The sequence below is a fragment of the Niabella soli DSM 19437 genome, assembly GCF_000243115.2.
GTDB classification, from domain to species: domain Bacteria; phylum Bacteroidota; class Bacteroidia; order Chitinophagales; family Chitinophagaceae; genus Niabella; species Niabella soli.
Map to the genome: position 1 here is coordinate 1,260,511 of NZ_CP007035.1, position 21,243 is coordinate 1,281,753.

At 41.9% G+C, this 21,243-nt stretch carries 25 protein-coding genes and 1 tRNA gene; 19 read left to right on the top strand and 7 right to left on the bottom strand.

What is annotated here, in order from left to right:
* Nucleotides 1-196: 196 nt before the first annotated feature.
* On the bottom strand, nt 197-670 hold the full coding sequence (locus tag NIASO_RS05280) for a DUF2975 domain-containing protein (protein WP_008582876.1): 474 nt from the start codon (nt 668-670) through the stop codon (nt 197-199).
* 110 nt (nt 671-780) lie between these two features.
* On the opposite strand from NIASO_RS05280, the gene NIASO_RS05285 reads away from it, so the two are divergent.
* The 3 genes from NIASO_RS05285 to NIASO_RS05295 all read left to right on the top strand — a co-directional run bounded on the left by NIASO_RS05285 (nt 781) and on the right by NIASO_RS05295 (nt 4,779).
* Nucleotides 781-1,596 (top strand): MBL fold metallo-hydrolase, encoded by an 816-nt coding sequence (locus tag NIASO_RS05285; protein WP_008582874.1) that lies wholly within the window; start codon nt 781-783, stop codon nt 1,594-1,596.
* A 100-nt stretch (nt 1,597-1,696) separates the two neighbouring features.
* On the top strand, nt 1,697-3,118 hold the full coding sequence (locus tag NIASO_RS05290; protein WP_008582872.1) for a hypothetical protein: 1,422 nt from the start codon (nt 1,697-1,699) through the stop codon (nt 3,116-3,118).
* Nucleotides 3,119-3,249: 131 nt separating this feature from the next.
* Nucleotides 3,250-4,779, top strand: coding sequence for a glycosyltransferase family 39 protein (locus NIASO_RS05295; RefSeq protein WP_008582870.1), 1,530 nt, complete (start codon nt 3,250-3,252; stop codon nt 4,777-4,779).
* Nucleotides 4,780-4,893: 114 nt separating this feature from the next.
* Here NIASO_RS05295 and NIASO_RS05300 read toward each other — a convergent pair whose 3' ends face one another.
* A complete protein-coding gene (locus NIASO_RS05300) occupies nt 4,894-5,442 on the bottom strand; it encodes a DNA-3-methyladenine glycosylase I (RefSeq protein WP_008582868.1) in 549 nt (182 codons plus the stop codon).
* An 88-nt stretch (nt 5,443-5,530) separates the two neighbouring features.
* On the opposite strand from NIASO_RS05300, the gene NIASO_RS05305 reads away from it, so the two are divergent.
* The 3 genes from NIASO_RS05305 to NIASO_RS05310 all read left to right on the top strand — a co-directional run bounded on the left by NIASO_RS05305 (nt 5,531) and on the right by NIASO_RS05310 (nt 6,847).
* Nucleotides 5,531-5,608, top strand: a tRNA-Val gene (locus tag NIASO_RS05305).
* A 334-nt stretch (nt 5,609-5,942) separates the two neighbouring features.
* A complete protein-coding gene (locus tag NIASO_RS20555; RefSeq protein ID WP_262491847.1) occupies nt 5,943-6,065 on the top strand; it encodes a hypothetical protein in 123 nt (40 codons plus the stop codon).
* 11 nt (nt 6,066-6,076) lie between these two features.
* The gene (locus NIASO_RS05310; protein ID WP_008582866.1) at nt 6,077-6,847 is read left to right on the top strand and encodes a 3-keto-disaccharide hydrolase; all 771 of its coding nucleotides are present in this window, start codon (nt 6,077-6,079) and stop codon (nt 6,845-6,847) included.
* A 22-nt stretch (nt 6,848-6,869) separates the two neighbouring features.
* Here NIASO_RS05310 and NIASO_RS05315 read toward each other — a convergent pair whose 3' ends face one another.
* The 3 genes from NIASO_RS05315 to NIASO_RS19890 all read right to left on the bottom strand — a co-directional run bounded on the left by NIASO_RS05315 (nt 6,870) and on the right by NIASO_RS19890 (nt 11,333).
* Complete coding sequence (locus tag NIASO_RS05315) at nt 6,870-7,982, bottom strand: glycoside hydrolase family protein (protein WP_008582864.1); 1,113 nt, start codon at nt 7,980-7,982, stop codon at nt 6,870-6,872.
* Between the two features lie 438 nt (nt 7,983-8,420).
* The gene (locus NIASO_RS05320) at nt 8,421-9,614 is read right to left on the bottom strand and encodes an MFS transporter (protein ID WP_008582862.1); all 1,194 of its coding nucleotides are present in this window, start codon (nt 9,612-9,614) and stop codon (nt 8,421-8,423) included.
* Nucleotides 9,615-10,211: 597 nt separating this feature from the next.
* A complete protein-coding gene (locus NIASO_RS19890; RefSeq protein ID WP_008582858.1) occupies nt 10,212-11,333 on the bottom strand; it encodes an AbiH family protein in 1,122 nt (373 codons plus the stop codon).
* Between the two features lie 414 nt (nt 11,334-11,747).
* Here NIASO_RS19890 and NIASO_RS05330 point away from each other — a divergent pair, with 414 nt between their 5' ends.
* From NIASO_RS05330 to NIASO_RS05390, 12 genes are all read left to right on the top strand, one after another.
* Nucleotides 11,748-12,467 carry a hypothetical protein gene (locus tag NIASO_RS05330; RefSeq protein WP_008582856.1) on the top strand — a complete coding sequence of 240 codons (720 nt, stop codon included), beginning with the start codon at nt 11,748-11,750 and terminating at the stop codon, nt 12,465-12,467.
* A gap of 107 nt (nt 12,468-12,574) precedes the next feature.
* On the top strand, nt 12,575-12,910 hold the full coding sequence (locus NIASO_RS05335; protein ID WP_008582855.1) for a helix-turn-helix domain-containing protein: 336 nt from the start codon (nt 12,575-12,577) through the stop codon (nt 12,908-12,910).
* A gap of 57 nt (nt 12,911-12,967) precedes the next feature.
* Nucleotides 12,968-13,906, top strand: coding sequence for a toprim domain-containing protein (locus NIASO_RS05340; protein WP_008582854.1), 939 nt, complete (start codon nt 12,968-12,970; stop codon nt 13,904-13,906).
* Between the two features lie 48 nt (nt 13,907-13,954).
* On the top strand, nt 13,955-14,668 hold the full coding sequence (locus tag NIASO_RS05345; RefSeq protein WP_008582853.1) for a hypothetical protein: 714 nt from the start codon (nt 13,955-13,957) through the stop codon (nt 14,666-14,668).
* A gap of 4 nt (nt 14,669-14,672) precedes the next feature.
* Complete coding sequence (locus tag NIASO_RS05350; RefSeq protein WP_008582852.1) at nt 14,673-15,116, top strand: hypothetical protein; 444 nt, start codon at nt 14,673-14,675, stop codon at nt 15,114-15,116.
* 8 nt (nt 15,117-15,124) lie between these two features.
* Nucleotides 15,125-15,463: a hypothetical protein gene (locus tag NIASO_RS05355; RefSeq protein ID WP_008582851.1), complete on the top strand. Its 339-nt coding sequence runs from the start codon at nt 15,125-15,127 to the stop codon at nt 15,461-15,463.
* Nucleotides 15,464-15,753: 290 nt separating this feature from the next.
* On the top strand, nt 15,754-16,128 hold the full coding sequence (locus NIASO_RS05365; protein ID WP_008582850.1) for a plasmid mobilization protein: 375 nt from the start codon (nt 15,754-15,756) through the stop codon (nt 16,126-16,128).
* Nucleotides 16,125-16,934 (top strand): relaxase/mobilization nuclease domain-containing protein, encoded by an 810-nt coding sequence (locus NIASO_RS05370; RefSeq protein WP_008582849.1) that lies wholly within the window; start codon nt 16,125-16,127, stop codon nt 16,932-16,934. The genes NIASO_RS05365 and NIASO_RS05370 overlap by 4 nt, the downstream gene beginning before the upstream one ends.
* Nucleotides 16,935-17,101: 167 nt before the next feature.
* Entirely contained in the window at nt 17,102-18,211 is a 1,110-nt protein-coding gene (locus NIASO_RS05375) for a Fic family protein (protein WP_008582848.1), read from the top strand.
* A gap of 139 nt (nt 18,212-18,350) precedes the next feature.
* Nucleotides 18,351-19,040, top strand: coding sequence for an AbiV family abortive infection protein (locus tag NIASO_RS05380; protein WP_008582846.1), 690 nt, complete (start codon nt 18,351-18,353; stop codon nt 19,038-19,040).
* A gap of 9 nt (nt 19,041-19,049) precedes the next feature.
* Nucleotides 19,050-19,289, top strand: a complete 240-nt coding sequence (locus NIASO_RS05385) for a hypothetical protein (RefSeq protein WP_008582843.1) — start codon at nt 19,050-19,052, stop codon at nt 19,287-19,289.
* A 22-nt stretch (nt 19,290-19,311) separates the two neighbouring features.
* Nucleotides 19,312-19,710: a hypothetical protein gene (locus NIASO_RS05390; protein WP_008582841.1), complete on the top strand. Its 399-nt coding sequence runs from the start codon at nt 19,312-19,314 to the stop codon at nt 19,708-19,710.
* Between the two features lie 99 nt (nt 19,711-19,809).
* Here NIASO_RS05390 and NIASO_RS05395 read toward each other — a convergent pair whose 3' ends face one another.
* Together NIASO_RS05395 and NIASO_RS05400 are read right to left on the bottom strand one after the other, a co-directional pair.
* Nucleotides 19,810-20,310, bottom strand: coding sequence for a hypothetical protein (locus NIASO_RS05395; protein ID WP_008582840.1), 501 nt, complete (start codon nt 20,308-20,310; stop codon nt 19,810-19,812).
* Nucleotides 20,300-20,479 (bottom strand): hypothetical protein, encoded by a 180-nt coding sequence (locus NIASO_RS05400; protein ID WP_008582838.1) that lies wholly within the window; start codon nt 20,477-20,479, stop codon nt 20,300-20,302. The genes NIASO_RS05395 and NIASO_RS05400 overlap by 11 nt, the downstream gene beginning before the upstream one ends.
* A 304-nt stretch (nt 20,480-20,783) precedes the next feature.
* Here NIASO_RS05400 and NIASO_RS05405 point away from each other — a divergent pair, with 304 nt between their 5' ends.
* Nucleotides 20,784-21,140, top strand: a complete 357-nt coding sequence (locus tag NIASO_RS05405; protein WP_008582836.1) for a hypothetical protein — start codon at nt 20,784-20,786, stop codon at nt 21,138-21,140.
* The last annotated feature ends 103 nt before the right edge of the window (nt 21,141-21,243 follow it).

A 21,243-nucleotide genomic window follows, 5' to 3' on the forward strand; every position in this document is an offset into this window, starting at 1 on the left:
AAGAAACTGCCTGGCATGCTGAACGTGACAGCCCCAATATAACTGATCTTTGGAGGTCATGGTAAAAAAATTATAATACATTGAGTTATTAACCGCCATATCCGTTCCGGTTCAAATCAGATGATCTGAAGCCCGTATCCCCAAGATTATCAGAACACTATGTCATTGTAGTCCAAAAGCAAAAAGCCTAGTTTCATCAGCGATCAATTCCCGCTTTCTTATCCATAACCTTCTGCCATTTTTTTTCAACTACTGACGCGGCAGTTGCAACTATTACGGCAACAACAATAGTCACGATACAAATGGCAAGAAAACCCGCCGGGTCGTCCTCTTTATTATGGAATACTTTTATGTATAGCCCTGCTGCCGCAATTAAAATACTTAATATAATGGCGCAATACCTTATGCTCCTTAAAGCTCCGATAGCGGCGGACGAGCCTGCTTTATCCTGACCAATATATCCAAGCAATTTGAACGCCTTATACAACGCAACAAAGAAAACGATAGCCGTTGCGTATCCATACAGGATAAACGGATCCGAATAAATGCGGAGCAAATCCAGGTTGGCGGCCCTTCCCTCGGTTAAGGGAACCCGGATCAAAAAGACCAGCATAACAATGCCGGTAAGCACGATGACCGCCTGCAGGAAGGTTGTTAAACTTCTTTTCATAATGCACCTACAATATAACGAAATATCCTAAAATAAGAGGCAAATGCGCCCCATAAAAAACCATTTTCCGGGGCAACCACCCGTTTAACAAAAACAGTGTATTTTGCAGCATGACTTCCCTTTATGTTGCAGCGCTCAATTCCGGCAGTAATGGTAACTGTTATTATATCGGCAACGATGAGGAGGCGGTATTGATAGACGCCGGCCTGTCTTGCCGGGAAACAGAAAAAAGGATGTACCGGCTGGGGCTGACGATGAAGAAAGTAAAAGCGATTTTTATATCGCATGAGCATAGCGACCATATCAAGGGCCTGGAAGTGCTGTCCCGCAAGCACCAGCTCCCCGTTTACATTTCTGCGGGCACATTACGGCACGCAGGCCTTTCACTGGATCCAGACCTGGTACAGTTCCTGTGCGCAGGAACGCCCGTCCACATCGGCGCGCTCGCAGTCAGCCCTTTCCTAAAACACCACGATGCCGCTGATCCACACAGCTTTACCGTGGAAGATCCCCATACCTGTATCGGCATTTTTACTGATATTGGAAAAGTTTGCGAAAACCTCAGTACGCATTTTCAAAGATGTCATGCGGCATTCCTGGAAGCCAATTACGATGAAGTGCTACTGGAAAAAGGACGGTACCCTTATCACCTAAAAAAAAGGATCCGTGGCGGTCAGGGACATTTATCCAATAAAGAAGCGCTTGATCTTTTTACTTCCTGCCGGCCACCACATATGAGCCACCTGTTCCTCTCTCATCTTTCTGCCGACAACAATAACCCCGACCTGGTCCGTGACCTGTTTCATAAGCAGGCGGCAACCACTGCTATCATTATTGCCTCCCGATACGGGGAAACCCCGGTTTACGCTATTTCCGGCAGCAACGCCGGCGCCCCGCGTACATTGGGACAGTTGACACTGTTTTAGCAAGGCCCCGTAGACAAAACAGCCCAAAAGCATTTTATCAATACTTCCCCCATCAGGCGATTAAACCCGGCATAAAGGAGCAGGTCAAAAACAAAAAAACATGCAACAACATAGCATCCTCCCTGCTTTTTTACCAGGTTTGCTGTGGCTGGCGCTGTTCGGCAGTTGTACAAAAAGTAGCACGCCCCCTTTGCCACCGCCGCAGGGCGCTCCCGTTACCCTGGTATTACACCCAGACCAACCCGGAGATGCCCTGCCCGCAACGTTTACGGGCTTTAGCTATGAAACCAGCGCTTTAACAGATGGCAATTTTCTTAGTCCTTCCAACACGGTACTTATTCAATTGATCCGCAATCTTGGCAGGGGCTTCCTGCGGGTGGGGGGCAACTCCAGCGATAACCTGGTTTGGACGGGCGGCCCCCGTAGCGCCCAAACCGGCAAGGACTCGCTTACCACCAGCGATATAGATCATTTTGCAGCTTTTGCCAATGCGGTAGGTTGGCCCGTTATTTTTGGGTTCAATATGGGAGTGTTTGACCCGGCGCGGGTTGTATCAGAAGGCACCTATCTCAACAACAGCTCCCTGAAAAATACCATCGCTTATTTACAAAACGGGAACGAACCGGACCTGTTTGCCGGGAATGGGCATCGAAGCGCTACCTTCCAGTTACCCGATTATGAAAAGCAGTGGGAACAATACTATACGGCAATCAAAAGTAATAACTTAAGCTTTCCGTTTGCCGGGCCCGATGTGGCGTATAATACCAAATGGACGGCGGGTTTTTCCGCTTCCGAAAGTCACAACATAGGTTTGCTTACCGCCCATTATTACCGTACAGGACCGGCAAGTGATACCACTATTACTTATAAAACCATCCTGGCGGATGATACCCGTTTGCCCACCTACCTGGATGCATTGAATACCGATGCAAAAGCGGTGCAATTGCCTTACCGGATCGCGGAATGTAACAGTGTATACTCCGGAGGTCGTAAAGGCGTCAGCGATGTGTTTGCTTCGGCCCTTTGGGCATTGGACTTTATGTGGACGGCAGCTATGCATCATTGCCAGGGAGTTAATTTTCATGGTGGCCAGGGAGGCGCGTACACCCCTATTGCTATGACCAATGGTATTCCCATAGCAAGGCCGGAATACTACGCCCTGCTTGCCTTTCATGCCGCGGCTATGGGCAGGCTGATACCCGGCAACGTCTCCGGCACCCGGTTAAATGTAAACATATTTGCATGTGCCGATACCGGTACCGAATATGTGACGATCATCAATAAAGAGGAACAGCAAGCCATCGCCTTAACTATTCAGCCGGGGATAAAGGCACAGACAGCCCAGGCACTGGCCCTCACGGCTCCCGGCCTCACTGCAACCAGCGGTATAACTTTCGCCGGAAGCCAGCCGGATGCTTCGGGAAATTTTGCGCCGCAGAAAAGTCCGGTTTATGCACCAACTAATGGAAACATTGTTATTGCCATTCCTGCGGGAAGCGCGATGGTAGTTATTATCAAATGATACCGGTTATACGTTTTAATTTCATGTCAGGCATAGCCCTTAACCCCCGCTCCTGTCTGCACAAGCTGGATCAATTGTGCAGTTCGCACTGTTGTAGAACCGCTGAACTTCATACCTTTAAATAAAAACAAATGGCTAAAAGCAACCGGCTGTTGTATTTTCTGGCGCTGATCAAAATAATAATTCCTTACTTACTGCAACATCCCTTTTACGAGCCCCACCGGGATGAGCTGCTCTACCTGGCCGAAGGCCGGCACCTAGCTTTGGGATTTATGGAAGTACCTCCCATGCTCTCATTATTTTCATGGTTCACCAACCTGTTTGGCGGCAGTATGTTTTGGGTAAAGTTATGGCCTTCATTGTTTGGGGCCGCCACCTTCATTGTCTCGGGAAAAATAGTACAATCACTCGGTGGAAAAAAATTTGCGATCCTCTTGCTGTTCCTGCCCTTCCTTTTCGGCGCCTACCTGAGAATGTTCTTTTTATTTCAGCCCAATGCACCTGAAATTTTTTTCTGGACCATGATGGCGTTCAGTATCATCCGTTTTACCCAAACCAGCAACCCTAAATGGTTATACCTGTTTGGCGTAAGTGTTGCCTTAGGCATGCTGAGCAAATATTCGGTTGCTTTTTATACTGCAGCCATTTTACTGGGGTTATTATTTACCCAACACCGAAGCCTGTTCTTAAATAAACATTTTTGGTATGCAGCATTGATCAGCTTTATTATTTTCCTGCCCAACCTGGCCTGGCAATACCTGCATCATTTCCCGGTTGTATTTCATATGCGGGAACTGCGGGACTCGCAGTTGCAATATGTGCATCCACCGGGTTTTCTGGCAGATCAACTGTTATACAACCTGCCTTGTTTTTTTATATGGCTAACCGGCTTCTTTTACGCATTACGCTCCAAACAATATCGTTTTATTGCCTGGGGCTACCTGTTCGTAATAGCGCTCCTGCTGCTGGGTCATGGCAAGAGCTATTACGCAATGGGTGTATACCCCGCGCTCTTTGCTTTTGGTGCCGTGCAATTGGAAAAATTCACGGAACTAAAACGAAAACGCCTGCGGATAGTGCTTATACTTTTCCCTGTAATAACCGGTCTGTTCTTCATACCGCTTTTACTACCCGTTTTGCCGCCCCCGCAACTTGCCCGTTTATATGTAAAACTGAATGCCCGGAAAACAGGTTTATTGCAATGGGAAGATTTAAAGGATCACCCGCTGCCACAAGATTTTTCAGACATGCTGGGCTGGAAGGAAATGACGCAGAAAGTGGCAAAAGCCTATAACCTGTTGGACAGTTCCTCAAAAAAAGATGTATTTATATTTTGCAATAATTACGGAATGGCGGGTGCCGTGAATCACTATGGATCGGAATATCATTTGCCCGAAGCCTATAGCGATAATGCGAGTTTTTTGTATTGGCTTCCTTCCGGAAAATATATCCGGGACATGATCCTTGTTACGGACGATGCCCATGAAGAGCAACATGATTTTGCAAAGGGTTTTGTATCGGTCGCAAAAATCGATAGCGTTACCAATGAATATGCCAAAGAAAAAGGCGATTATATTTATTTATTCAAAGGAGCCGATAATAATTTCCGGGAGTTTTTCAGGAAAAAGATTGAAAAAGATAAGTTGAGATTGAAATATTGACTTTTAAATATTGAGCATATAAGCAGTTTCAACCGTATATTGACTCGCATGCAGAACCGGCTGTATTTATTTTAGATTCGCTTCGTCACGGGCGATGAATTGCTGATCCACGAGCTATTTTCCTTTCAGCCACATGGGTTTTTTCTTAAGAATTTTTTTATAGACCGGACAATCTTCCGAATGACAACCCGGCAAATACCCGGTGCTCATCAGGAATTCGTTTACAATCTCGCCCCCGGTAAATTTAAAATGCTTTTTAAACAGCTTCACCCACTCTTCTTTGGTTTTGGGGTGATGATGATCCAGCCAGTTTTTAAATGACCCAAATTCCTTTTGAAGCAAGCACATCACTTTAGCATTTTCAATAGCCGCATTTATTTTCAGGCGATTCCGGATGATGCCGGCATCCTGCATTAATGCGTCAAATTTCTTTTGATTGTATTTGCTCACTTTTTGAATATCAAACTGATCAAATGCCTTATAAAAAGCATCTTTCTTTTTAAGAATGGTTTCCCAGCTCAGGCCGGCCTGGTTGATTTCCAAAACAAGCCTGGCAAACAGTTCATTGTCTGAATCCAGCGGAAAGCCATATTCTGTATCATGGTATTTTTCATGAACCGTACCCTTTCCTTTTTCTTTTACGAATGTGCAATAAAATGACATGCTGCAAAATGCACAAAAAAATATAAAAAAATATTTTGCTGTTAATGTATCTGCATTTATATTTGCACTCCCAACGCGGAAAACAAAAGGGAGTTTAGCTCAGCTGGTTCAGAGCATCTGCCTTACAAGCAGAGGGTCGGCGGTTCGAACCCGTCAACTCCCACCAATACCAACAAGGGTTTCAGACGATGAAGCCCTTTTTTGTTGCCCTCACTTGCAAACAAATTAAGACTCATTGAGTAGGCACAAGAAGGATTTTTCGTGCATTATAACGAGTGGCGCTTGAGCGCAATTTTAAAACTGTTGGAATTTTCGATAGATCTTCGAAACGATGCCGGAGTACATCAACCCGGGCCTTTTGTTGTGGAGAAAGCTGCATGCCGTAAATGTATTGAAACACTTATAGAAAAAGATGTTGTAAATTAGCAAAACTCAAATTATGTGGAAAGAAATGATCATCCTGCTGAATTACCTGAAAAACGACGTTGCGACTGAAGAAAATGCATAGTCCCCCTGCCCCGGAAGTATCGACAGCCGGTAAAAAAATATTTAAAGTATTGGCAATGCAGCAACAACAATTGAGCGAACCAGTGTACCTGGATAAAAAAGATTATTCATTTTAAACATTAAAATTATGAAATCAAGAGTCCGGCTTTCCTTATTAATATTGTTTGTATCAATCATTCCGGGAGCCGCTTTTCATTGTTTCGCCCAGAATAAAAAGACTATTGATTTATTAAGCAAAGAGAATGCGCCGAAATGGCGTGGGTATAATAGTGCAACATTACCTCCGGGCTGGACAATCAGCAATGGTGTGCTCTCGCTTGACCCCACAATAAAATCCGATGGTTCATATAAGGGAGGCCAGGATGTGATCTTTGGAGGACAAGAGTTCGGGTATTTCGAGCTGACAATTGAATGGAAAATAGCGAAAGGAGCCAATAGCGGTATTTTTTATCACGTTAAGGAAGGTTATGGATCCCCCTCAAGCCTCGCTCCGGAATACCAGCTTATCGACGACGTAAATTATGCACAAATGCACCCCGATTTAAAAGATTATAATGCACACTTTGGCGCAGTGCATCCGGCACTGTTACAGGATTGGCAGAAAACCGGGGCTGACTATGCCATGCACCCCGCTGATGAAACGAAAAAAATATTACACCCCGCAGGCGAATGGAACACTACCAGGATTGTAGTGGCCCCTGGCAGAACAGAACACTGGCTTAACGGGGTAAAACTATTAAGTTTCGAGCCCTGGTCAAAGGATTGGGAAGAACGCAAAAAAGCCGGCAAATGGGCGAAAAGTGATAATTACGGAAAGTTTAAAACCGGCTATATAGCATTGCAACATCATGACGGCTCGCTATTTTTCAGAAATATACAAGTAAAGCCGCTTGAATAAAAATAACAGGTTTGACCAATATTTATTTCAGCGGAATCACCATATTCCATGTTTTATCCACTTCGTAGGGTTTGGGTCCCGAACCCGTAGCAGCAAATAAATGGGTGGGGCTTCCGTTTTCAAATAACAAAAAGGGGCGTTCAAAATTGGCCTGATGCGTAACGGTGCCATCGTTCCATTTTATTGTCCGGGAGTAGGCTTTTACAGGACTGGACAATTTCCAATCCACTCCATTCTTAGAAGTGGCGTGAATACCTCCGCCTTCTTCCCCACAAATGTGACCAAAGCGATCTTTCATTATTAGTTCGTAATGATCTTTATTCCACCATACAAAGGGGTCCTCCACGTCACTTTCCTTATCTTTTGTACTTTTAAAATCAAACAAGGGTCCATCTGAAAGTCGTTCGTAGGGTCCATTATAACCATTTTTGGATATTGCCGCGCCCAGCATTAACGGCGGTTCCGGCCCTTTGGGAGAGGATTTGTACATAAGATAGATCTCACCACCAGGAAGTACCACCGGAGAAGGATTGGAAATAATAGACGCATCCCATTTACCAGGCCGGGGTTCCATCAGAGGGTGGCTGATCCTTTTCCATGGTCCTTTTACCGAGCTGGAAACAGCTACTGCCGCCCGTTTATGCATCCAGGCCTTTTGTGCCAATCCGTTTGCCCAGATATTTGCGGCATCATTGGGCACCGGAAAATCATAAGTAACCCCTACATAATATAAGAGGTATTGTCCATTATATTTTGTAATGCGCGGATTAAACGTACACAATCCATCAAACCATTCTTTTCCTCTTGGTCCCAATACCACCTCTACAAACGAATACGGCCCTTCGGGTTTATCTGCCACAGCTCTTACAATTTCCGAGTTGGTTACCCAGTTACCAAAACCGATCTCTTTTGGCCACCGGGAAGCAAACATATGATACCTTCCGTCTTCGCCCTTTACAACTGAAGGATCCCAGATCCAATAATTTTCCATCTCAAAGCCGCCGTCTTTTATTGCCGGCTGCAATTTATCAGCGAAGGATTCGCCGGCGTAAGACGACGAAAAAGACAGATTATTCACCAGGGCAGGCAATACCAATCCCGCCGATATATTTTTTATAAACTCTTTTCTTAGCATGCGTCCGCTTTATAGTATCAACAATTGAATAAATCCGGCAATCTATCGATATCCTGCCGGAGTAATATTTCACCTATTATCCGTCAGCAAATTTACCGTTGAAAAAACGAAGCAATAGATTTTATGGCTAAAACAATACTATATTTTATTAAGCGCCGATATGATCTGCAGTATCAACTCCTTGTCAATCACTGCTCGGCCTTCACCGGCCCCACTCAATACCCGAAAGGCGCGCTCATCATCGCGCTCAAAGGTTAGCTCCTTTCCATTTATTACTACGTTATCAAAAATCGAACAGCGCTTTCATTCTTTCCTTTCTAGTTTCAATATCAAAACCGGCCAAATAATTTTGGGTTGTTTATATATCGGAATGGCCGAGGCTTTCAGCAAGGTAAAGGGCCTCGTTGCGCTGTTGAATGCACGGGGAAAAGCATACAATTACGCAGACTCTTGCTGAAGCTCAGGATTAGTTTTGGAAATATACAAGCCGATATATATAATTACAAATATTGTTACAACTGATGCTGCTAAAAAGGCTGCGCCTGCACCAAATTGAAACCAGATCCAGCCGGTTAAAGAGCTCGCCAACATGGCGCAGATACTCTGAAACCCCGAATAGGTGCCAATAGCCGTTGCCGTATCCTTTTTATCAGTGATATTGCTGATCCAGGCTTTGGAAACTCCTTCTGTAGCCGCTGCATAAATACCATAAAGAAAAAACAATGCATAAAAAAGGTAAGGCCGACTGCTAAACCCTACGCCGGCATAAACAACAGAAAAAAGAAACAGTCCGAAAAGAAAAGTTCTTTTTAATCCTAATTTATCTGCAAGGCTGCCAATTGGAAAGGCGGATAAAGCATATACCAAATTATAAAAAATATAAACCTTTATAACACCCGCATCCGTCATGCCCGACTGACGGGCCTTTAGTAACAGGAATACGTCTGAGCTGTTAAATAAAGTAAAGACCAGCAACCCGGCAACCAGTTTTTTATAAGGAGCAGGACTATACTTCCAATAATGAAAAAAAGAAAAGAAAGATACCCGGCCTGGGGCCTCTTTCAGCCTGCGGTTTTTATCTTTTAACAGCAAAGCACATCCAACCGCCAGCAGCCCCGGCACAAGGGCAATAATAAAGAGGTTTTTGTATTGCTCCGGATGAAACTGCAAATAAATTAATGCCAACAGCGGCCCTATCACGGCTCCAAGCGTATCCATCGAGCGATGAAAACCGAACACTTTCCCTTTGGTAGCCGATGTGGCTTCATCAGATAAAATTGCATCTCTTGCTCCGGTGCGTAATCCTTTACCTAACCGGTCAATGGTCCTTGCAAAAAATATCCATACAGGGGTAATAAAGATGGCCATCATCGGTTTGGAAATCGCGCTTAAAAAATAGCCCCATTGCACAAAAGGCATCCTGCGCCCGCTATGGTCCGACAGTTTACCAAAGTATCCCTTGCTTAAGCCCGCAACCGCCTCCGCTACCCCTTCCAGCACTCCGATCAATACGATGGAGAACCCGATGCTTTTTAAATACAGCGGCATAACGGGATAAAGCATTTCGCTGGCGGTGTCTGTTAACAGACTTACCAGGGATAGAATCCAGATGGTGCGGGTAATGGCTTTCAACTATTTTGAGCAATTTATCTTGTAAAAATAAATAATTGCATATGAAATAGGTATCGGCCGCAATATTGAATAATAGTAAGGGTGCCGTATGGAGTACCTCTAAACAAATACTACCGATCTTAATACGAACCGCAGCGATCATTTACGATTAGTGATGTCGGTTTAGCTTAATTGGGAAAGACAATGCTTGAGCAATTTTTAATCGACGCTGGTGGCCTAAATTTTAGTCTACTTTTTGACTCGATCCTATTGAATCCTGAAAGTCAGTCGCTTAAAAGTAAAGTAGGGTAAAAAGCAAAAAGGATCACCATTACTGATGATCCTTTTTGCGGACCGGACGGGATAAGTCACAGGCCCATATTTCATTGATTATCAATTGCGATTCTTTTCTGGTCTACTTTTAGTCTACTTCCAAGCACGAAATCCTTCAAATCTTACTGCACTTTATAACGCTTAACGTTAACAGCATAAAGTTACACTTCTTTTGACACAAACGCTTACATAAAAGTATCTATTACCTATAGATCCTCTATTCTCTTACTACATCAACCACCGGATTTTAATTTTGCCATAAATTTGTTATGCCCAATTAAAAACCTAAGAGACCACTTGTGGCAAAAAGTTATTGACGTCATAAGGGACAACCAAATCCCTCATTCTTTGTTTTTTATTAAAGTGGCGCGATATATTCTGTGTTAGTTCTTTATAGTTAGTCTCATCAAGATGACTCCCCCGGCGACGATGAAATATCTTAATCGACCGGCAGTTGTCATGCTCAAATATACCGTTTAACATCACCCGGTCAGATAGCCCGCATGAATGTCCCATTATCTGAACCTGGTATTCACCTTCCATCAAAAATCGTGACAGTCTACGCAAGTTGTCGGTTCTAAAATAACCAAAGGATTTCATATTGTCGAGAAACCGATTATCGTTCTTTTTCTCTAAGATTTTATAATGATCATCCATCTCATCCCCAAATCCAAAGATCAGCGGATTCTCAACATTATATAGTTCTCCGTGAATATGAATAGAATCAATTAATGGATTGTTCGCAAATTTCGGATTTAGATCATGCATATAAAGATCCGGAGTATATGTATAATTGAAGTTAAGAATAAGAATATGATCACATCTGTCTAGCTCTGAAGGACCTTTTAGAAAGTCCGATTCATTAAATGGCTCTGCAAATACATCATACAAAAATTTATTCCGGGGAGGCTCAGGCAGTTTTTTCAGATAATCATGTAGGTTCTTTTTTATACTTTCAATACCGCTATTTAATGTATTCAGTTTTCTATCGTAGTTATTAGTGTCAGATGATGCAATGCGTATTAATTCGTCATAATATATTTGTTCAATATCCACCCACCCCAATGTCAAACATGAATTTATTGCTTTTTTTAATACTGGATTTAGGCACTGAACATCAAATTGTTGTTGAGACTTTTCGACACTTGTAGTAATCAAAACCTCATCTATCGAAAAGGCATTAAGCACTAATTGCCAATTACCGGGATCATTAATGGCCGTTTTAATATCTCCCGTCTCATAAAAACCGAACCTACTTGTTATCCTAAAATCGGAGCTTGAATGACTTTTTTTATCAAGCGCTTCGTTTGCACACCTTCTCAAAAAATCTATTAAAAAATCCTTATAACTGGTCTTCATCCCATGTGCTAAATCGAAACCATTTCCTATTAGTATTAGTTTATTCATACAGAATTATTGGAATTTCACTACAAATTCTATCCTCAGCTAACAGAATTACTATTTTATAACAGACGGCCAGACGGCTTAATTTATTACTGCCGGGTTTCTGTGCCAAAAAGCCAATCGCTGATAATTTATTGAAAATCAGCATCAATTTTTAAAAGATCTACTTTTAAGAACTAAATTTCACAAATCTTACTTCATTTTATAACTCTTGCTGATGGCTCTATAAAATTACCTCTCTTTTCATTTAATCTTTTTTATTTATTCTTTTCCAACCGAATTTATCCGATTTTGACCAGTTTGTGTTATCGACCCCGCCTTTGAATAAAGAGCGGAAAACTGACTATTTGGAACCTATTGAATATTTCGTAAATTTATATAGCTAATCGAATATTACTTACCTAAAAAACACAGAAAATGAAGCATATGAATATGAGGCGTCTGATTGATCAATTTACATTTGAACTTCCTGAAAGTCCGAGTTACATTTATACCCGGTTCCGTCAAATTCATGAGCGGAGACGTAGCGTTCATCGATATTGGCCTGCTATAGCTACCCGGTGTCAGCTAATAGACGGTTACTGGAGAAACGCTCTATTGCATTTTTGCTCATTAATTATTTTAGGCATTTTAATTACTTCGTTTTTTAGTCGTCCTTTAAATCTGTCTTACATTTTAAGCATTGCAATCTTCACTATTGGCGTTTTCCCACCACTATATTATTTTATTTACCGCCCAATATTTACGGGCAGGTTTCTTCCGAATTTGGAAAACGCTATAGCCACCTATGAACAACGCGAACTTTCACTACTCGAAAAGTGTAAGCAAGATCAGCTATCCAATCGCGCATTGGTATTGCTTTTTTACGTATTTGACAAAGCCAGCAAGGCAAACTACCTTTCTCCTAATGATAAATGCGCCGATCTGCTTCACAAATTCTTTGGCGTTAGCACTAAAGGGATGAAAAATGAACTTGACTTGGTTTTCAAAAAAGCCAAACGCGCAAAACTGGAATCCCGCCACCTTGTAGAAGTTGGCAAAAGTTTTGAAGACGCCTTCAAGGTTCTGGAGACAATGAAGTTCTCAGATGGCATAAAATTGTTAAAGCAATTAGAACAACAGTTTCTCAGGTCCTGATCATAGCAAGAAAAACAACTGAATAAGACTATTTAGCCAAAAACAAGTATACTTAGCCCGTATTTCCCTTTCCATAAATCCACTTTAGCTGTCTAATTCAGCTAATAATGGAAAAAAATGGAAATGGTGTGCATTCAGCAACACCAATGCTGTTCCCGATAGATCCGGAACAGTTTTGGCAGACACTTCGTGTATTGATACGCGAAGAAGTTGAACAGTTAGAAAAACGACCTCCACCGGCTACCAGTTATAACACCACCGGCCTCACCTACAAACCACTTTATAAAATTGGGGAGGTCTGCCAGTTATTCCAGGTTACCAAGCCTACTATTTACGATTGGATCAAACACGGCAAGCTAAAGCCGTACAAGATACGGTCAAGGGTTTATTTTCTTTGGAACGACATCCAGCAATTATTGCAACCTGATTCTGGCACACCCTAAAGCGCTGGCTTGGAAATCACCATCAGCAATTTTATTAACACTCAAACTCATGCAAATATGAATAGTATTAACTGGGAAACAATCAGGCAAATTGACCTTATAGACTACCTTGCCTTCCTGGGGCACCATCCGGACATCAAGATGAGCCGCAATCGGGAATATTGGTACTTATCGCCACTTCCTGGCAGAAATGAAAGAACACCATCTTTTAAGGTGGATCGGCAAAAAAATCTGTGGTATGATCATGGACTGGGAAAAGGCGGCAGTATTATTGATTTCTGTTTACAATATCATAGCTGCAATATTCACGAAGCGTTGGACAAATTACAGGGATTTCTTTCTTTTCACCGGGGCCAATCACAGGCTTTCCCGCTTTTCAGCGCAACACCATCGCCCGATGAAAAGAAAAAGATCAAGATAGTGGCAACCGGCCCTATTCAGGCCCCTGCTCTAATCAGTTACCTGGAACAGCGAAAAATCCCGCTCTCCATCGCGCGGAACTACTGCCGGGAGGTGCAATATGAACTGGGCGATAAAAAATATTACTCCATTGGATTCCCCAATAATGCAGGCGGCTTTGAGTTAAGGAACGCTCATTTTAAGGGCAGCGCTTCCCCCAAAGACATTACTTTTTTTGACAACTGCAAAAAAGATCTTTATGTATTTGAGGGTTTCTTCAATTTTTTGTCGTTCGCAGTTATCCGCCCCCAAACAGGTGCCGGTTTTTCAAATTGCCTGGTGCTAAATTCCCTTGCCTTTTTTGAAAAGAGCCGCTCCCTGATGGAGCAGCATCATAAAATATTCTTGTTTTTAGACAGGGATCTATCCGGCAGGCAGTACACACAAAAAGCACTTTCCTGGAATCAGGAAATGGGATCGGTAAAATACACGGACAGTAGCGAATTATATAAATGCCGTGACGATCTAAACGCCTGGCTGATGGACGGGGCCAAACAACAGGAACAACAAAGGACGCAAAGAGGCAGAGGGTTTTGATCTTTCCCCCTTTGCATCACTATTTATTTATTATAAAAGAATTAAAACATGCAGCAATTTCAATTTAACATTCAGGCTAAGGGCGGCGCCGGTAAATCAATGCTTACTTATTTGCAGGCATTAAAACAGCAAGGGAACGACCGGGCCTATTTTGTGGACTTTGACAGTTCTGTAAAATCAAGTTGTCAACAGTTAAGATTCCTCCAGGGCAAAACGCCGTCGCGTTTTGCGACAATGAGCCTGCTGGACAGCCGCGAAAAACTGGATCGCCAATTGCTTTTTGAAAACCTATACGAACTTTCGCAAAAGGACTACGACTGTTTTTATCTGGACTTTGGCGCTCCGGAAAGTGATCAATTGCCATCCCTTTTTTCAAAAGATTATACTATTGAAGAGTTTAAGGATGTGCAAGACCAATTAAACGCTCAATTTATTTTTAATGTTATTATCGCCGGGGGCAGCGCCTATGAACCCTGTACAAATTACCTGCAAAAGATTACCATATTGAATGGAGGTGTTTTTGAAACTAACATTTATGTTAATGAAAGTACGTTTGCAGGTACACCACAGCTGATTAGGGAATTGATGGCTTTCAGGTCTGCGACCGAAAACCATATAGGCGCTATTAAACTATATGGAGACTTTGATATCACCACAGCCCCGCACAGGAGCATTCTGCAAAAAATCAGCGAAGGGAAAGGGATTGAAGCCTATGCGTTTATCGAAAGGATAAAAATGCTCAAAGAGTTATCAAAAATTTAAGCCCATGCAACAATCGCGGATTGATTTAAAGAAACTTCGGTTACAGATTGCGCTTCAATATGGCATTGAGCTGGATGAAACTACCCTTACCATTCTAGCCATTTTATTACAGGAAGGTAAACACCTGTTTACACCAATGCATACAAAACTGGCTGAAATGGCAGAACAAATGCAGCAATCAAAAAAGACGTTGCAGGTAGACCCTGATCATCCCCGGTGGCAGGCGTTCTGGCACGGCATGGGGCAATGGGGCCTTGGCTTATGCCTGGCAATAATTGCCCTCCTGGTCGTTTTCTCCATCACCCTTAGCAATGACAAAAAGCAGCAGGACATGCAACAGGCGCTTGTGTGGTATAAAGAACATTACGAAGCGGCGCAAAAGCTAATTGATAAGGCGGGCGCGGGCACTGGCACTACTGGAAAAAAATCCAGGCAACGGAATAAATAGCGAAAATCATGTATAAAGAATTTATAAGAAAAGATCTGCTGGATAATGGGTACGGGGTGTACGGTAAAATATTGGATATCTACCGGGAACAAATGGCGTTCTTGGAAACCCCTTCCCGCTTTCGCCGGTGGCTATCTGTTGAACTCGATGTTCCTTTAGAAAAAATAAATCTTAGCAGCCTTAATTCGGCGCTGCAACAACAGCGGAAGAAAGATGCACAGAATAAGCGACGCAACCCACCGGTAGCCTTACCCCAGGCTGATCACTATGTAAACAAAGTGGAAGGATTTCAATTTTCAAAACCCGGATCGGGCGATAAGAAACAGCCACGGATCAATGAACTATAAAACGCAGCACAATAAGCGCACTCCAATTCCCTTTCATGGTATATAGGCGTCAATGAAGAAACTCCGGGCTTGAATAAGCCTCAACACATTTAATTAAGATCAAACAAGCCTGATCCTGCGGATCTAAGCCTGTTTGATCCGGTTTAGTACATCGATTTTTCGGGAGCCAGCTATGTTCTCGTAGGCTCGTAACCTCACCTACTTCGAACATGCTGGCCCATTCATGCCGCTTTGGGGCGGCATTCATGGGGGCGCAAAGCGCGGTTGTCAAACTTTAAAATTAATATAGTATGAATACACCAAATGAAAAAAACAAGGGCGGCAGGCCAAGGAAAGAAGTAAAACGTAGCTATCGGCTACGTGTAGCTTGCAGCGCATTAGAGCTGCAAATCATTGAAGCAAAAGCCAGACAGGTACGGCTTACTGTTTCCGAGTTTTTACGTGAAGCCGCTTTCAATAGTCATATTGATACCAGGCAGAAAACGTTGCCCAAAGAAGTTTTAGATTTCGCCGCCCAACTTAGCCACCTTGCGGCTAATATAAATTCACTGGCGTATAAAAATAATGCGGCGCAGGCTTTTAATGCCTTTGAGCGCACAGAATTAAGGCAACTGGCAGCACAGGTAAAAGAGCTGACTCTGGATATTAAAAACAATTTAAGATGATTGGTAAGGCGATTACAGGAAAGGGATTTGCCGGGTGTATCAAATACTGCCTGGAAGATAAAAAAATGGAGGTGAATAGGGATCAAACCATCGTGCATAACAGAGCGGAAGTTTTACTCTTTAATAAATGTTTCGGGAATAAAAAGGAACTGGTGCGGGACTTTAATGAAGTGAGAAAGCTCAACCCCAAACAATCCAAACCGGTGTTTCATTTTACACTGAGCTTTGCTCCTGGCGAGAAATTGACCAGGGCGCAGCTGATCTATATTGTCCAGGATTGTGCAAAAGAATTCGGGTTTATTGAGAATCAATTTCTGGCAGTAGAACATAAGGATACGCAGCATCAGCATATTCATATAGTAGCTAACCGTATTGGCTTTGCTGGCAAAACAAATGTATCGGATAGTAATAGTTATAAACGTATGGCGGAGTTCTGCCGAAAAATGGAACGCAAATATCAATTGCAGCAAGTGCTAAGCCCCAGGCGCTTTTTAGCAAAGCAGCAACAACTACTCCCGAGGAATGACCAGCGAAAGGAACAACTTAAATTACAGTTGAAGCAAGCATTACGATCCTCAAAAACGATAGAACGTTTTCAGCAAAAAGCAAAGGAATTACGTATTGAAATTATTAAAGGACGCGGTATTGCTTTTATGGATGAAAAAGGCATTAAAATTAAGGGGAGTGACATTGGCCTTTCGTTACAAACTATCGAAAAACAAATAGAAAGCAATAACCGGCAAGCCTTGCAAAAGCAAACAGCATTTATCCAAACCAAACAACGAGAAAATACCCTGGGGTTATAAAACTAAAGAATGCAGAAGCCAGGGAAATACAGAAATCTGTGGCGTGCTATAGCAGTTACATTATGATAGCCTGCGGAGAATAACACTATTATTCTCCGCGTTTTTTTGCGTATAAAAATTGATCATGCGGAGAATATTCGATATATTCGTTGCATAAAACGCGTAGAATGTACATCTATCAATTAGCCCAATGGCCTCATTTTCAATGTAATACGGAAGAAATAGCTTCCTTACTGGCAGGCGTACGCCATCAGCAGGGCCGGCTATTGGGACGGATGGAAAACCTGGGGTTTAGCCTGCGGGAGGAAGCTACCCTGCAAACCCTTACATTAGATGTGCTCAAATCCAGTGAAATAGAGGGTGAGGTATTGGATGCCGAACAGGTGCGCTCTTCTGTAGCCCGGCGTTTGGGAATGGATATAGCCGGTTTAGTTCCTGCCGATCGTAATGTGGAGGGCGTTGTGGAAATGATGCTGGATGCTACCCAGCAATACCAGGACTCACTTACTGAAGACCGGCTTTTTGGCTGGCATGCCTCTTTGTTCCCGGCGGGGCGCAGCGGTATGCACCGGATCGTAACCGGCAAATGGCGGGATAACCTGCCTGATGATCCCATGCAGGTTGTATCCGGCCCTATGGGGCGGGAAACGGTGCATTTCCAGGCACCGGATGCAGACCAGGTTCCCGCAGCAATGAAAGCATTCCTGGATTGGTTTAATGCTCCGGACAAAACAGACCCGGTATTAAGGGCAGCTATTGCCCATTTATGGTTTGTGACGATACATCCGTTTGATGATGGTAATGGTCGTATTGCCCGGGCAATAACAGATATGCAGCTGGCTCGTGCAGATGAAAGCCGCCAGCGGTTTTACAGCATGTCTACCCAAATCCGGGCAGAGCGCAAAGCCTATTATGATATACTGGAGGCAACCCAGAAAGGCCGGATGGATATAACTCCATGGATCCATTGGTTCCTGGGCTGTTTGGAACGATCCATAGATGCAGCAGGCACCACATTAGCCGGGGTAATAAGGAAGGCAACCTTTTGGAAACAGCCGGCTACGCATACTTTAAACGACCGGCAAAAGCTGATGCTGAATAAATTGCTGGATGGGTTTACTGGTAAACTCACCTCCTCCAAATGGGCAAAAATTGCCAAAACCTCACAAGACACTGCTATACGGGATATCCAGGACCTGATAAACCGGCAACTGTTGGTGAAAGAGCCAGCAGGCGGCAGAAGCACCAGTTACCTGTTAAATGATGCTTTGTTTTAGCAGAATCGTTTTCTGTTCAAGCAGTGGAATCACAGGTTTTAACGACCTGTGTATAACTTGTTTTGACCGCTTTCAATAAAACTAAGTATATTGGTAGGAAGAGATTTGCGTTAGAGAAGTTGACATAAATATCAAGGAATTGAAATTACCATACCGAAGATCTTTTTATAGAGAAGGTTACCAACTTGCACTTGAAAATGCAAAAGCCATTTCAAAAATTGCTGAATTGTCTGCAAAAAATGGTGAATATGGAATCGCTTGCTCATTAAATATACTTTCAGCGGAAGAAGCAATAAAAGCAGTTGTAATTCTTCTAAAACACTCATTTCCTAAAATGGATTCAGAACAGTTTAGAGAAGTATTTACTAATCATAAGAGTAAACATCGGCTAATTATAGCTGTTAATATCATTTTTAAAATTTTTATAGATCAGATTCTTAATCTTTACGAAAAGGACAAGTGGCGATTTGATTTTATTGAGAGTTTGCCACAGGAAGAGAACGCAAAATTTAAGGCAAAATTCTCTTTACTTTATAGAGTAATTCTTTGGGCAAAAAAGAAAAAAGAGAATTCAGAAAATTTCAAAAATGCCTTGGATTGGCTGCAACAAGCAAATTTGAAAAAAAATAAAGGCTTTTATGTTGATGTTAATAACAACAAATGGCATACCCCTAAACATTTTACAAAGCAGGATTTTGATAACGAAACAAAATATACACAGACACTAATTTCAAATATCGAAACCTTTAATTCACTATTGTCACCATTTAACCTTTTACGACATTTGGCAATTTTGAAAAATTTCAAACTCTTTAATTTAAAAATTTAATTATCAACTATGGCAATGACAAGTTATTATGAACTGATTTGCGAATGTGGTCATGAGGGTAAAATAAAATTAAGCGAAAATGATACTCCATATAGTAGTAATATGTGGGAAAAATATTCGTTGGAAAATATAGAAGGCAATAGCTTTAGTACGGATCGCTTGTCAGGTATAAAAGAAGCAATAGAAAATATGAAGCCAGTCTGCCCCGAATGTAAAACTCATCTTACGATTGAAAACCTAAAGCAGTAGATAATTTTAATATAAGTTACTTATGGATTATGGATTCTCTGGAAAGACTTTTCCTTTAAATAAGAAAACACCGCAGCACCATGCTGATATAAATGAAGATGATCTTCTTTTTGAATGTACGTTGTTAGCTGGGCACATTCTGGGAGTTGAATGTTGTGACACAGTAACAACCGGAGATAGGGAACTTGGTGTTGATGTTACCTATTTTCAAATTACGCCCGATCCTTATAAGGCGAAATCCGTGGAAGAGAAAAAGAACTATGAAGCGTTTAATAATTATTTCTACGCTAATTATGGTATACACAAGGATCGCTGTTATTTTTATACAGAATATGAAGCTTTCTATAGTATAGTTAAGGCATGGAAAATTTGGAAATATATTTTGTCAGAAGACGAAAAGGAGGAATTCTTTAGATATTAATAACAATTTGAAGAATACTTAAAATGAAAACTGATAGTATTGGATAAACAACCCTCCTAAAGCAAAAGCCATCTTAATATTAAGATGGCTTTTGAATTATTAATTTTTATTCTTTAAATTTTTAAGCTGCTGAACGTCATCCAGATCCTTTTTTCGCCCCAGGGCCTGTTTATCCAGTATAAGATCCGGGTAGCCTATTACATTAATTGAGATGCCTTCAATTTCAATGGTATCTTTTCTTTTATATGCATCAATAAACTTTACCGGTGCCTTAATTTGTGGGATAAGATCCAAAGAAAACTCATCAAATTTTAGTTTGAAAAAAGAAGAATGTGGGTTGGGGCTTTTTTCGTTTTTATATTCAGAAACATCATAGTCCAACTCCTCTATAACCCCGATCAGCTTAAAGTAATTTTCATAAGTAGGATTAAACCAAACGTCTATATCCGGTTTATCAGTTAATTCTCCTGAATCATTTATTGAAAGGCGGAAATACCCGTTTAACGCCACCGCAGTTCCGCCCACCAACAAATACAGCACCTGGTACTTTTGGAGCAATTTACAAACGGTTAATAAACTATCGGAAGTATTATTTGCCATTTAAAGTAGCGGCTTTGGACGCCATGCTTTTACCTGTTTTGGCTATATAGATCTTATTTACAAGCATCTCAAAGCTGGCATGCTTTTTCAAACTCGCTTTGGTATCCGAAGCGGCTTTTTCAGCAGCTTTTAGCTGTTCAAAAGTCGTGTATTTTTCAACTGTCTTCATCTTTGTAAAAGAAAATCTATATGATACAAAGTTAATAAAAATACCAGATGAAACTGATATTCAAAATTTTATCTAAATCCTTTATAGCCAGTACTTAGCATAAAAACTTGTATTCTTTCAGGCCATAGCATCCAATAATATACTTATAGTATAAACTTTTACGGGATCTGTCCCCTCGATAGTTTTTGATTTCTTCTTTTTAAAATTTATCTACGCACAATGGTAGCCTAAATACTACCCCTCGTTTTTTGTCCTTTTTGAAACGTTGGCTTCAAATTATCATTGCAGCAAAATATTTTTACTTATGACACAAAAACAGTATTCAGCAAAGGTGAACTACGAAAATCTTATCCGTATGAGCCTGGTGCAGCCTGATTCAGTAAATAATTTCAAGGCAATCAATGCGTATTACCATTATTGGAATATTATTAATGGTACAGCATTGATTGATAAGAACTCCGCCCAAAAGCAGTTTTTGTATTTAAAAAAGTGCCTTTTCAAGACTGTTTCACGTATCCTAAAGATGCGAAGCTCAAAAGATGTCAGAATAGAGCTGCAAATGTTGAATGAAGATTTAGCCGGGGTAGCTTCTCTCGGGCAAATAGACGGCATTGTCAGCGCTGCCTTGGATTTGATCGCAAACAACAGACAAAATCAATAATCGCCAATTAGAGCTCTTTGTTTCGGTAAAATCACTGTTTGGGGAAATTGATGCGGACAATTCTGCCAGAAATAAATTTTCGGCCTACTCCTGGAGCAGGTTT